Genomic DNA, 13,570 nt, shown 5'->3' with positions numbered 1-13,570 from the left:
CAAGTGCGTATGCGTGGCTATCGATGCGCCTTTCGAACTTCGTTAAAGAGATCAATGACCAACAGTCGCAACCGCGTTTCGATCGGCATTTGCTTGATCGCAATGGCTTCTTGCGCCGGCTGTGCGTCGGTTCCCCCGGCGGCGCCGGCTCCGGCTGCACCGACGTCGGCCCAAGCCGGGGCGACCACGGTTGTCGCCGTCGCTGCCCCGGCGGCCCCGGGGATGACGCTGCCCCAGTTCTTGGGGCTGGACCTGGTCTTTGGCGGGATTCGGACGGTTGGCGGGCGCGTGCGCAATCGGCTGGGAACGCGTTTCCCGGGGTTGGAGGCACGACCGCCGATCAAGTCGATCACGGACCCGTCCAACTTGGGCCCCGATGCAAGCCCGGCGGAAAAGGCCGCCGCGGAAGCCAAGATGGAACAAGATAAAGCGCCTCAAAAGGCCAAAGCGATCAAGTTCCTGGCGAGAAATGGATGTGGAAAATGCAATGAGGCCACGGAGGACGCCCTCTTGGCCGCCTTGGACGATTGCGACGAGAACATTCGGCTGGCAACTGCGGAAGGTCTGCGTAAGGCAGTCAACGGCGCGACCGGATGCAACTGCGAGACCAGTTGTTGCACCCCGAAACTGCAGAAAAAATTGTTTGAGCTTGCCCATGGCAAAAATGACTGTGGCGGTCCAGCCGAACCCTCACATCACGTACGTCGCCAAGCCCGTCTGATTCTGATGGCGTGCTGCGGGACACCGATGATGGACGGAGAAGCCGCGCCGATGGAAGGCCCGACGTCCGCCGATGCCGTCCCCACACCGGCCGGCGAGGTCACTCCGGCGGTCGCGGCAAACGGGACGATGCCGAAATCCGAATCGAATGCCGTCGCCGATCAAGTGGTCGAGCCGAAAGACGATGCAGCGGCAGATCAAAAGATCGCGGTGGTCGGTCACACCGATGCAAACGCCGATGAAACTCCTGTGACGACGACTGCCGGATTCCTGTTGCCAGACAGTTTTGATCCGACGCTGGAATCCGATCACGATTCGGTTCGACGCGAGTAACGTTCCCCCACGAGCGACGAGCCCCACGGACGACGATTCCATGTCGACTTCCCCCCTCCAGCCGACCGGCAAGACCACCCAACCCGATCGCAAGATCTGGCAGGGCGATCGTGCAGGCGGCGCCGACATCTTCGCAATCCTGTGGCGGCGCTGGCGACAGGTGTTGTGGGGCGTGCTGTTGCTGGCCGCTTTGCTGTTGTTCGCCTGGTTGATTTGGCTGTTGTTGCTGTCCCCCAAGCGTACTCCGATGGTGGTGCTGTCGGCGGCGGAGTACACCTGGCCGTTGCCGCCGAACGCCTGGGCCAAAGAGGACTTTGAGCGTTTGTCGGTCATGGACGGCGAAACGATCACCGTGCGTGGCGATGGCGACCCGATCTTCAAAGCAGCCGACTTTTACCAACGCTTGGAGCGTGAGGTGGCGCGGGCACAGGGGCAAAGCCGGCGATTGCCGTTGATCGTTTGGGTCAGTCTGCATGGGATTGCCGATCGCGGTGACGAATCGATCCGGCTGATCCCCCCCAAGGCCTCGCCGACCGATCCCCAGTCCTGGATCGATGTGCACGAATTGCTGGATCGAATCGAACCGCTGGGTGCCGACCGCAAGGCGCTGCTGATCCTGGACTGCAACCGAATGCCGGTCAATTGGAATATCGGGCTGCGGGCAAATCAATTCGCCGAAAAGGTCCAAGCCGCGTTTACCCAGCGCGTTGCAGAGAACAAAACCACGGTCGATTTGGCGGTGATGTTGTCGGCCGGCCCCGACGAAACGTCCTATGTTTCCGCGGATCTTGCGGGATCGGTGTTTGGGCACTATCTGCAACTGGGACTCGCCGGTGCCGCCGACCAAGTGTCCCACCATGGCAACGGCGATGGGTGGGTCGACCTTGGCGAACTACATCGCTACGTTCAAACGCAGGTGAATTGGTGGGCACGGCAGAGCCGCGGTGATCGGCAAACGCCTGTCCTGATGAAGGTTCATGCCGATTCGAATTTTCACCTGGCGCGGAGTTTAAACCCGGAACGATTGAACCCGTTGATCCGCCGCCCAACCTTAAGTCGCCCTGGACCGTCGATTTCCGATGCCCAGCTCGACTCGCTTTGGCGATCCCTGGACGAGATCCGAGCGCAACAACTCTATCGCAGCGAACCGATCGCGTTCCGTGACGTTGAACACAGTCTGCTGTGGTTGGAGCAACTGGCGACCGCCGGCAAGGGCTATCAAACATTGGCCAAGCGGACGTTCAATCGCGTGGTCGGCGAAATCAAGGCGATGGAGACCCGAATCGCCCGATTGCCGCAATCACCAACCTATCCCAACGCCTACTCGCTGGTCTCGGGCAACCGTCCGCCGCTGCCCCGCGCATTGCGTGTCCACTCGCTGCCGCTGGCGGAGTTTTTCGGCACACAGGATGTGACTTCAAGCACCCAGTTACGCGATCGACTGCAAGAGTTTTCCACCCAGCCAAACGCCGAACTGCTTTCGAGCGTGCGAGCGGATCTTGAGAAGTTGGCGACGTCGGACTATCGCAGCACGCAATTCGCCCGAATGTTGAATCGCTACCAAACCCCAGGATTGTGGCAGCAAGCGGACGTGTTGGGCAAGCTACTAACGATTCAAGCCGAGATCGAAGACCGATCGGTTCCGCGTGATGAGGACGGAATCCCCGCAGATCTGCGTGTCCATCGCTGGACCCGCTGGTTGCTCGGACCGGCGGAATCCTGGCGTCGGACGGCAGAAGACCGTGTGATTCTGCGTCAGCAAGAGGGATTGGCCGAGAGCATCCAAGAAACACAATCTCGGTACTCCGCATCGATGGACGCGTTGGCGACGGCAATCACCGCATCGCGAATCAGTGATCGAGCGATGGCGGTCGCGCCGTATTATGCCCAGTGGATCGCCCACCCGGACCGCGCGTCGGATCCCGCGGAAACGAAAGCCGACATTGAAAACTTGATCGTGCCGTTGATCCGCGAAACCGAGCGACTTGCCGCCCAACTGGACGCAATTCCGGCCTCGACCGACGACCAGGCCTTGATCGAGACCCTGCGGGGCATCGCTGCGTTGGCGGAGGAACAAATCCGCCCCACGGTCGACGGCCTGCAGGAAAAACTGACCCTGCGGACACGTCAACTGATCCGCGAAAGTCTAACCAATCAGCTGAACACGGTCGGAGAGATCCAAGCCGTTTTGTCCGTCCCGTTGGTTGATTGGGAATCCCGGCGTGACCTGCGGACTGCGATGAACGAATTGACCGCGCGGGTTCACATCAACCTGGAACCGCCCAGCGAAGACGAACAAGTCGATTCGACCGGTCCCGCTGAACTCGCCTATTCCGCTCGCATCGAAAGTTGGCAACAACATCCGCTGAACTTGTTGCTCGGCGAGACGACGGACGACGGGGCTAATACCGCCGAGACGCCGATCGCATCGTTTCTGGATTCCGTCGCCCGACAGATGCAAGGAATGGGCGGCGAGACGACGTTGTCGGGGCAACGAAACCGATGTGCCACCGAGGCGCGTCGGACGCGTGCGGCCGCATCGATCTGGTTTCCTCGCCCAACGGACGATCCGATCGCGGTGCTTCGCGACATTGACATCAAGGCCCTGTTGATGTGGCATGCCGAGCGATCTCTAGCTGATTTCTGGGGACCGGCCGGTGGCGAGCGTCCGTTTTACGATCTTGCCGTGACAGACTATCTGGCATCGGTCGACGAGCTGGATCGCCAGGGGACGGATTCGGCGTCCGGCGACGAACGACTGGTTGAACTTGTCGAGGCACAATCGCAGCTAGAAGCAAGTCGTCGATTCCTGCCGGGCTGGCTGACGACGATGTCGGCCCGGACGATTCAATTGGATCCCCAGGACGACGTCAGGTCATCACTGGTGATCCGGTCTGAATCGGACCGCGAGTTCACGCCGCCGATGGGAACCGCGGTCGTGTCGGTTCGAAACGAATCGCGGCGGATTGATTTTGAGTCCATCCAACCCTCCGACGCGGTGACGCTGCCGACGTCCGGCGCCAGCTATGAAGTCGTCTTGCCGGCCGATGTTTCGAGTGTGGGATTGGCGTTGAAAGCGCATACCGTTTTTCGCGGTCACGAATACGGCGGCCCCTTGAACCTGGAACAACTCGGCGGCGTCCGAATCGACGTCCATCCGCATCGGTACCAGAAAAGCGAAGTGACGCTCAATGGTCCCTGGGACGAACTGTCGGTCGTATTTGTCCTGGATTGTTCGGCCAGCATGGCGGAGTCGCTCGAAGGGAATGCCGATGGGGTCGCGTCGCGGATGGAAATCGCCAAGGCGTCGTTGCAAGAAATGTTGTTCGATCTAGGGCTTCGACGAAACGTTCGCGTCGGTGTTCGCGCGTTCGGACATCGCCTGGGATGGAGTGTTGACGAGCCGGTCAGACCGCTCACCCGGCCGGATTTTGGCGGGGTGATCGATCCGACAGTGACACCCGAGCGGGATGTCGAATCGATGTTGAGGCTAAGCGACTTTGACCTCGCGGCGGCTCAATCGTTGGTTCCCGAAATCGGCCAACTGAAGCCTTGGGGACAATCGCCGTTGTACCTTTCGGTGATGCAAGCGATCCAAGAATTTTCCGCGGACGATGCGACGGCCGATCGGCACATCATCGCGATCACCGACGGAGCCAATTACCAGTTCATTCCTCCGTCGGCGATCGATTCGTCGCTGACGACCGACAACGATGTCCGCCAAGCCTGGATGCAGACGCAAGTCCCGGTGCACATCTTGGGGCTGGGCATGGATCGCTCGCGGCAACAGGATGCCCTGCAAGAATTCGATCGACTGAGCCGTGATACCGGTGGCCGTTTTCAAGCCTTGGCCAGTTCGACCGACTTGAAGCAAGCCTTGCGCAACCTGCTGGCGCCGGGGATGTACCGTTTGCGTTCGTACCATCACGACCAGCGTCCCGACGTGCCGATCACGCTCGGATCACCGTCACGCGTCTTGCCGGCTCCCGATACCCCCGAATTGTTCGCGCTGCAATACGAGGGCAGACAGTGGGTGGATACCGCGGCACAAGAAGCACCGACACAACCGCTGGCGATCGAACCGCTGGTCTTGGAGGGCGGCGAAGCGTACCAGTTGTATGTCAGCAAAGCAGGCACGGAGATCTATGACTATCCGTACGACGATAACGTCGAAGCGATGGCCGAGTTGATGACGCCCCATGGCGCAGCGACCGATCAAGTGATCCGGGTGCATCGCCCGAAACGTCAACCGCCCGATTACGTCGCATTTCCCGTTTCCTGGCAGCGACGCGAGCCCGTCGGATCGGATGACCGTCCGCGTTGGCGCGCCACACGCCGTCCGTCGGCCGTTTGGATTCACCTTCAACCGGTCACGGTCGATGGACAAGAAGCCGGTCCAGCCTACACGTTCTACGACACCACGTTCGAACCATCCGAACCCGTCCCGGTGATGAATCTGCTGGCGAGCGGTTGGCCGCACCGAGCGGTGAAGGCTCGATTGCGCGTTTGGTCGCGGCCCGCCGAGGAATCCGCCGCGATCGAATTGCTTCCACCGGGGATCGCCAGCGGAAACCGTGGAGCTGGCGATGCATCCGAATCGAATCGACTGAATCGAATGATTCCCGTCGATGAGTCATCGGACGAACCGATCGAGGTCACGCCGGGGATCCGCGTGCGAATCGATCCGCTGGGCACCACGTTTGCCGACGGTGTGGCGCGGCGCAGGTATGTCGTGAACTTTGACGATCCGGACGTTCCCGTGACGTCGATCAAAGTCAGCCTGGACGAATCGATCGATGAAAAACCGACTCGCATCGTCCGCCAATTCGACCCACAGCGGCGAATGTCGGTGCACACGTTCTATTACCCGACCAGAACCAACGCCCCGGTCCGGCAGATCCACGTCACGAACCAGGCTGATGAAATCGACGGCGCTTGGCAACTGGATCGGGATGGGGTGGAGGTTGTGATTCCGGATGCGGGTGGCTTGCTGCCGGTGGGACGTTAGTCGTCCACGACGGGGTGCAGACAGGCTGGAAGCCTATCCCACTTTTTTTGCGACGATCAGGTGGCTGTCGTAGGACACGACGCTTCGGTCGTGCATGCGAACGTGCCAGGGGCAGTTGTCTTCGGCGGTCAGCCGCAAGGTCTGAATCGCTTGTGGATGACCGGGGGTGAGGATCTGTCGCAAGATCGATTCACTGGCACCGGCGTCGGGGCCACGTTGGGAATGGCCGCCGATCCAGCCTTCGATGGATGTCGCCGACGACGACCAATCATAAGGCGACGCGATCACGGCCGAGCCGTCCGGTTGCAGAACCGCTCCGAGTGACGCGAGAAACTCCATCGGCGAGTGGACACAATCCAGCACGTTCAGACTGAGTGCGGCGCCGATCGATTCGTCGGCGAACGGCAGCGCGGTCGCGTCGCAGGCCCAAAAGTCGACTCGGTCGGCACAGCGAAACGCCACCGGAAACTCGCGTCGATCATAGACAATCCCCACGCGACGCCGCGGGTAGCGAACCACGCCCTCGCGCAGCGCCCGCGCCGCGACTCGCAACATCGGGAAGTTCAAGTCGATCCCCAAGACCGGGCGATCGAGAGTTTCGGCAAGCGCGAACGTGCTGCGGCCGACGGAACAGCCGATGTCCAGCATGCTCGCCGGCCGATCTGATTCCAGGAGCGACAATTCGATCCCACGGCGCAACACGCGGATCATCGATCCCGGGCGAGGATCCCCGGAAGATTCCTCGGGATCCAAATCGCCGTAGTGATCCCACGCGTAGGAACTGACGTGCTGACGGATCGCGTCATAGACCGAACCGTGTCCGCCACAGTCCCCCAAAACGCTCTCGATGGTTTCGCTCAGATCGGTTCGTTGGCAGACTTGGAACAGATTGTCCGACAGATAGCTGCGGATGTCTCGAATGATCAACGGCACCCCGTCAATGATGGGATACTCGCGTTGACAGTTCCGATCGCTGCAATGCAACAGGCCTTCGACGATGTGGTCGTCGACTTCTTGGATGACAGTTGCCAGATCAAGTAGATGGAATTGTCCGCGGGCGACGCGGCACACCGGACAGACCGGTTGAAAGGTTTCGAGATGCGCCCGTCGCACGAGACGTCAGCCTCCGATCATCACGGTCGGGCATCCCGGCGGCAGGACCTTGCCGACCGGGCTGGGGATCGGTGCGACGCAACTGGCATGGGCCGTCATGTCGTTGACTCTGGCGGCCGGCATCCCTCCGATCAGGACACTCGACGATCCTTTGGCGATCATGCCGGGTCCGGCTGGCACGCAACCGGGCAACATGCAGGGAAGCGTTGTGTCGGTCACGCGTGCGGCAGGCATGTTTCCGATCATCACGCTGGGCGCGCCTTTGACGATCATCAACGGAAGCGCGGGGTGCGCGACCGGAGTGGGGACCGGAGCTGGGGGGTGAATCGGTGCATGACAATGCGGTGCGTCTTGTTTGACAAGATCGGTCATGCGTGCAGCGGGAGGGGACATGAGGTCAGACTCGAAAGGATGTCCGCAAATAGGGAAGGGTACGGTGGTAGAGTCTAGCTTGATGATCGTCCGGTGGCCATCGCAGTGGTCGGTCGATCGTAGCCACCTTCGCCAGAAGGTGGATCCCCAGCGTCTTCCACGCTCGCATCGAGCGGTGCGACGTCGCAATGTCTTCCACGCTCTGGCGAGCGTAGCTACGTCGAATTGTCCTCACGTGCGATGACTTCGACCAAGTGGTATCCGTGTGCGGTGGCCACCGGGCCGTAGAGGCTTCCGATGTCGCCTTCGATGAAAACCGGCTCCAGTTCCGGCGCCATGTGTCCTGGTCCGAATGCCCCCAACGATCCGCCCTGGCGAGCGGTGGGACATTCTGAATAGGCACGAGCAAGTTCCTCGAAACTGGCCCCCTGCTGCCATTTCAGCATGACTTCGTTGGCCTGGTCGGGTGTCGAGACTTGGATGTGGCGGGCTTTGATGCGTAGCACGGTGGAAGTCTCCTGGTGGACGGGTGGAATCGTTCGCCGTGAAAAGACAGGCTGGAAGCCTATCCCACTTGGTTAGCGTCCGGCGACGCAAAAGATGTTGGGACAGGGGGCTGCGGACATCATGGGGGTTCCCATGGCGGCTTCGAAGGAGGCGGCCATCGTCGCGGCGACCGACAGATCGCCCATGCTGGGCAGCCCACCCGTTTCTATCGCGGCCAAGGCGGGCGCCGCGGGCATCGGTGCTTCGGCAGCGGCCGACATCGCAGCGGCGAGTTCGGCGCTGCCGGCGGCGCCGCCGGTCAGTTCGGCCGCCACCGCGGCGCTGGCCTCGGCGGCGGCTTCCATGTTGGCCGCCATCGCCGCCGCGCCGGATTCCATTGCCGGCAACGCCATTTCCATCGGCATCTCGCCCATCGCACCGCCGACGAGTCCGAAGTCGGAAAGCCCGGCGCTGACTTCCCCCATCTCGCCGGCAGACATCTCCAGCGGTGGCACTTCCAATCCGCCCGCCATTTCCAGCGCCGCGGCGAACTCGCCGGGTGCCGCCGGATTGAATCCCAGCGCGACGGCAGCGTTGAGTGCACGCGCAGCCAAAGCCAACTCCATCGCAAACGATCCTCCGCCCGCAGCCGATAGCCCGAGAGTGCCGGACATCGCCAGGGAGGCGTCCAACGCCGCGGCCAAGCTGGCTTCCAACGCGGCCGCCGCACCGGGGGTGGCCATGTCGATTCCCAACGAGGATTCGATCGCGGCATTGATGCCCAACGCCGTCGGCAGCCCGCCGAGCGGTTCCATCGCCGCGCCGAGCGCCCCGCCGAGTTCGCCCAGGGAGGGGGCGGCGATGTTGAGCGCCCCGGCGGCCAGCGACAGATCCATCGCCGCACCGGGGCTGGTCATTTCGATGCCCAGCGAAGCACCGACCTGGGCCATCGATTCCATCGCCAACACCGCCTCGAGCGAAAACGGCGGCAATTCGGCGGCCAGCATCGCGTCGAGCGCCCCCGAGGCGGCCAGATCGGCGGTCGCGTTGACCGCCGCCGCCACGCCCGCGGCAGCGGCCAAACCGGCGGCACCGGCGGGTAACGGCGGCACCTGGATCGCGGCCGGCGGGACCTGGATGCCGGCCGCCATCTCGGCAACCTTCGGCATGCAAATACAAAACATGGATCACATCCTTCACAAACTCACCTGTGACGTCCGGCCATCACGATCTTGCCGGGCCGATCTCGCGACAACACTTCGCAATGCTGGTAGATTATGGACCAGAAACCGTCGCGCCGGGCCATGATCTGAATGTCGGAGAGTTCTTTTGTCAGAAGAGAGTCAGCTTTTCCATGTCGTCGAAGAATCGGGAAAATTCGAGGTCCTGGATCCCTCCGGCCGCTCGCTGATGACCTGCCGCGATACAGCGAGCGCGGAACACTACGCGACATTGCTGAACCAAGCCTACAAACGCGGGTACAAAGACGGCTACCGTGAGGCAAAATCATTGAATCCGTAGCGGAAGTCGCCAACGGTTTACGGCGGTGTGCCGATGTAACCTTTGACGTCACTATGCTCGGTGCGAGCGTGGAAAACCCCGGGGATCCACCTTCTGGCGAAGGTAGCTACGTTTGACATTACCTCCCTGCCTGCCTCGTTTTTTTCGGAGTCCGAACCATTGTCCAATTCATTTGAATCCAGTTTTCAGTTCGGCAACGCCGGATCGGCTCGTCAGCTTGATCCCCAAGAACCGATGCGGATCGTGGTGATGGGAAATTTCTCCGGCTGCGGTGACGCCGACGGATCGGTGGCCGAACGAAAGTTTCGGCGCGTGGACATCGACAACTTCGAAGACGTTCTGCAAACGATCGCCCCCAAAGCATCGGTCCAAATCGGTGACAGCGCCGATGCGGTGATCGAAATCGGCATCGGCGAACTGGACGATTTTCATCCCGACGCACTTTACCGCAACGTCCCGATCTTTCACGAACTGCGGCAGCTGCGAAAACGATTGACCGATCCGAAGTCGTTCTCCGACGCCGCGGCGGAATTGAACCAGACACTTGCACTTCGAACCGAGAGCGGATCCGAAGACACCGCCCGAGTAACACCGGCGGCGTCGGATGCGTCTCCGGCCACTGCGGAGGAGAGTGCCGCAGACGAGAGCGATGCGGACACGTTGGATCGGGTGCTGGGGCAAACCGTCCAAAGCGTCGATACGTCGGCCGCCCGATCACCGCAGGTAGACATCCAAAGTTTGATCAACCAGATCGTCGCCCCCTACATCGAACCCAAACCCGATCCGAGGCAGGACGAGTATGTCGGCCACGCCGATGCCGCGATCGCCGGCCAGATGCGGGCGATTCTTCACGACGGATCGTTCCAGGCATTGGAATCCGCGTGGTTGGGATTGAATTTCCTGGTGTCCCAGGTGGCACAGTCCGAAGAGGTCCAGGTTTTTCTTTGGGACGTGACCAAAGCGGAATTGTTACAGGCCGGTGAGTCGGAGTCGGAACAACTGGAAGACTCGCTGCTGTTTCGCCGCTTGGTGACCGACCGAGAGCAAGTCCCGTTCACAATGCTGGTCAGCACGGAAACATTCAGCCATGAATTGAACGACCTAATCTTGCTGACGCGATTGGGTGCGATCGGTGCGAACTGCGGCGGCCCGGCGTTGGCTGCCGCGTCGCCGCAACTGGTCGGCAGTCAGGCCTGGACCGACGAAATCCCCAAACCGACCGCCGAAGCGAGTCGCGGGGAACAGGACTGGCAGAGCATTCGCACTAGCGCGGCGGCGCGTTGGATCGGCTTGGCCGGCCCACGGCTTTTGTTGCGGTTGCCCTACGGCGCCTCGACCAGCCCGGTCGACGCATTTGATTTTGAGGAAATCGACGATCCGATCGCCGATCACGAATCGTTGTTGTGGGGCGCGTCCTCCGTGTTCGTCGCGACCTTGCTGGCGACGTCGTACTTGCAATCCGGATGGCAAATGACGCCGGGGGATTTACAGGAGATCGCTGACTTGCCGGCGCTGACGTACAAGGATGAAGACGGCGAAGTGCATTTGAAGGCCTGTGCCGAAGTCTTTTTATCCGAGCGGGTCGCCGAGCAGATTCTCGATCATGGCGTGATGCCGTTGATGAGTTTTAAGAATCGCAACGCCGCGCGTGTGCTGCGGGTGCAATCGGTCTCGTCGCCCGCGTCGGCGCTTGCCGGCCCCTGGTCCTAGGATGATGCCTGCTGCAGAGTTGTCGATTACGAACCGATGGATTTACGCGAGATCGAGATTCCTGTTTGCTGGGACGCGCCCCCGCCGAAGATCCTGCGCACGATTGGAATCGCCGATCGATTGCGAGAGGCGTTGACGTCGGACGCGTGTGAGTCCGACATCCCAGCTTTGGTCAACAGCAACTTTTACATCGCCTACCATGCGCTCCGGCACGTGCGGGAGGCGGGGATGGGCGGCGACCTGTCGTTTTGTGAATGGGGCAGCGGACTGGGCGTGGTCACCTGCATCGCGTCGCAGCTGGGATTCAACGCAACAGGAATTGAAATCGAAGGCTCACTTTGTCGGTTTGCCACGACGCTGTCGAATGAATCAAACGCGAGAGCAACCTTCATCCGATCCAGCTATCGAGATGGCCCCGAAAGCTGTCAAGGACCGCCGTCGCAACAGCCATTTCCGATCGGGCAACGCATGTCCGATGTGATCTACGCCTACCCGTGGCCGGCCGAAGAGCGGTACATCGAGTCTTTATTCAGACGGATGGCCCGCCGGTCATCGGTTCTGATCACCTACCATGGCGGCACGAAGCTTCGCGCCCGAAAACTCAAGTCCTGAATTGTTTCAAGAGTGTCGTCAGCGAGATCGGGGCGTTGCGACGCGGTCTCGAACATGGCTCGACGCTCCGCCACGGTGCCAAGCCCGCCCCAATTGAAACTTCCGCAAAGGCCACCGCCGAGAGTCTTGAAAACAATGTTGGGCGGATGCATGACGCTGTTGGTGGCAGCGATGCTCGCATTTCGGACACGATTTTTCCGTGCGTTTCGGCGTTGCTGGGCGCGGTTGACACCGGGGGAATCGTCCGGCCGAAGCCACTTTTCTCAGACCTTCTCCATCGCTGCGGCGTAATTATTCATCTTCCGATCCATGTGCATCGTCATCGGCAATCGCCTCGGTTCAAAGAGTAGTTCCCAATGCTGCCGCGACCAAAACGGCTCGAAAAACAGACCTGGTCAAGACCGTCTCATGTTCGGTCAAATCTGAAATCGTGATCCGCTGTCGATTCGCGAAACGCGAGCAGAAACCATCATGTGATGGTAGCAAAAGTCGCCAACGGCTTGTTGATTAAATCGAAATGTACAATCGAATGATTAGCCGATGGGCGCTCGCGGGCCTCACATCGTCTTCTTGAACTCCTTTCGAATCTGGTCGCGAATCCAGTTCGGTTTGTGGTTCAAAACCTGCGCGATGCCTTTGGCGATCTTGGCCCCCGGCAGGATCTTCAGGCAACTGGGGTGGAAGTAGGTTTGCAGGCCCCCGCCCCCGTATTTCTTTTCCTTCCGCTTTGCCGCCAACCCGCCTTTGACCAATCCCGAGTCGGCGTATTTCCGCATGCTGACTTCGTGACCGTCGTTGCTACCCTTCCAGGCATAGGCCTGTTCCATGTCGAAGGACACCGGGTCGTGCCCCTTGACGACGAACATGGCCCCGAGTGAAGGCACGCCGTCGAAGGGCAAAATCAATTGTCGGCCGACGATGCGGTGATTGAAGTCCGACGCAAACCGGTAATCGCCCACGCGTGGCGGTGAAAACGGGATGCAGAACATGTTGGGAACAAGGTGCGGCACCTGATAGGAGAACCAATGGGTGAACAGGGCGGCATGTCCGGCCCCTTGACTGTGACCAGTGATCACGATGTTGCTGCCCGGAAACGCCCGTTCCGCTTTGGCAATCGCAGACATCACGCGGTCACGGTAGGAACCCAAGCTGCTTTTGTATCCGCCATGAATCAGGAACCCGGCGCCGCCATAATCGGCTTCTTCTTGAATATTGTCGAAGTTGGCGCGCCAATCGACGTTGACCTTCTGGGCGTTGCTAAGCCATCCCGCACCGCCTTCGTTCTTGCCGCCCACCGATCCGCGGAACACGACATAGATCGAATAGGGTGGCAGCTGGCCGGGATTTTCAAACACCACGACCATCGCCACCAGCGAACTGTCCGTCAGCCCACGCCAGCTTCGACCGAACACCGGATACTCTTGGATGATCTTTGCCGACCCGGAATCTTTCTCCAGTGCTTTGGTCGTCCGCTTGGAAAGTTCAATCCAAGAGAAACTCTTGGCATTGGCACGCTCGTAGATTTTGTATGCCAGCGCGATCGCGCGCATCGACGTGACACGGGGAAGCTCATACGGAATCTTGACCTCAAGGGTCGAACGCATTCGAATCTCAAACCCGGTCTTCGACGGCGGGCATCCATTGGAACACTGATAAAAGAACTTTTCGTGAGTTGGCACGCGGTCGAGCCATTCG

Annotated in this window: 10 protein-coding genes; 5 read left to right on the top strand and 5 right to left on the bottom strand. The window is 60.7% G+C overall.

Annotation, left to right across the window (positions count from 1 at the left end; genetic code table 11):
* Positions 1-54: 54 nt before the first annotated feature.
* Entirely contained in the window at positions 55-1,053 is a 999-nt protein-coding gene (locus H1B37_RS24460) for a hypothetical protein (RefSeq protein WP_182869885.1), read from the top strand.
* 40 nt (positions 1,054-1,093) lie between these two features.
* The gene (locus H1B37_RS24455) at positions 1,094-6,061 is read left to right on the top strand and encodes a vWA domain-containing protein (RefSeq protein WP_182869883.1); all 4,968 of its coding nucleotides are present in this window, start codon (positions 1,094-1,096) and stop codon (positions 6,059-6,061) included.
* Positions 6,062-6,094: 33 nt separating this feature from the next.
* Here H1B37_RS24455 and H1B37_RS34530 read toward each other — a convergent pair whose 3' ends face one another.
* From H1B37_RS34530 to H1B37_RS24435, 4 genes are all read right to left on the bottom strand, one after another.
* Positions 6,095-7,174, bottom strand: a complete 1,080-nt coding sequence (locus tag H1B37_RS34530) for a methyltransferase domain-containing protein (RefSeq protein ID WP_182869880.1) — start codon at positions 7,172-7,174, stop codon at positions 6,095-6,097.
* Between the two features lie 6 nt (positions 7,175-7,180).
* Complete coding sequence (locus H1B37_RS24445) at positions 7,181-7,567, bottom strand: PAAR domain-containing protein (protein WP_182869878.1); 387 nt, start codon at positions 7,565-7,567, stop codon at positions 7,181-7,183.
* Positions 7,568-7,761: 194 nt separating this feature from the next.
* The gene (locus H1B37_RS24440; RefSeq protein WP_182869874.1) at positions 7,762-8,052 is read right to left on the bottom strand and encodes a peptidylprolyl isomerase; all 291 of its coding nucleotides are present in this window, start codon (positions 8,050-8,052) and stop codon (positions 7,762-7,764) included.
* 72 nt (positions 8,053-8,124) lie between these two features.
* Positions 8,125-9,216 carry a hypothetical protein gene (locus H1B37_RS24435; protein WP_182869873.1) on the bottom strand — a complete coding sequence of 364 codons (1,092 nt, stop codon included), beginning with the start codon at positions 9,214-9,216 and terminating at the stop codon, positions 8,125-8,127.
* A gap of 145 nt (positions 9,217-9,361) precedes the next feature.
* Here H1B37_RS24435 and H1B37_RS24430 point away from each other — a divergent pair, with 145 nt between their 5' ends.
* The 3 genes from H1B37_RS24430 (at position 9,362) to H1B37_RS24420 (ending at position 11,875) form a co-directional block, all read left to right on the top strand.
* Positions 9,362-9,553 carry a hypothetical protein gene (locus H1B37_RS24430; protein ID WP_182869871.1) on the top strand — a complete coding sequence of 64 codons (192 nt, stop codon included), beginning with the start codon at positions 9,362-9,364 and terminating at the stop codon, positions 9,551-9,553.
* Positions 9,554-9,712: 159 nt separating this feature from the next.
* Entirely contained in the window at positions 9,713-11,263 is a 1,551-nt protein-coding gene (locus H1B37_RS24425) for a type VI secretion system contractile sheath domain-containing protein (RefSeq protein WP_182869869.1), read from the top strand.
* Positions 11,264-11,299: 36 nt separating this feature from the next.
* The gene (locus tag H1B37_RS24420; protein ID WP_182869866.1) at positions 11,300-11,875 is read left to right on the top strand and encodes a hypothetical protein; all 576 of its coding nucleotides are present in this window, start codon (positions 11,300-11,302) and stop codon (positions 11,873-11,875) included.
* 557 nt (positions 11,876-12,432) lie between these two features.
* On the opposite strand, the gene H1B37_RS24415 is transcribed toward H1B37_RS24420, so the two are convergent.
* Positions 12,433-13,479, bottom strand: coding sequence for a lipase family protein (locus H1B37_RS24415; protein ID WP_182869864.1), 1,047 nt, complete (start codon positions 13,477-13,479; stop codon positions 12,433-12,435).
* Between the last annotated feature and the right edge of the window lie 91 nt (positions 13,480-13,570).

This window comes from Stieleria mannarensis (genome assembly GCF_014154935.1).
Taxonomy (GTDB): Bacteria; Planctomycetota; Planctomycetia; order Pirellulales; family Pirellulaceae; genus Stieleria; species Stieleria mannarensis.
The sequence above is the reverse complement of the archived record's forward strand: the minus strand, read 5'-3'. Positions and strand labels throughout refer to the sequence as shown.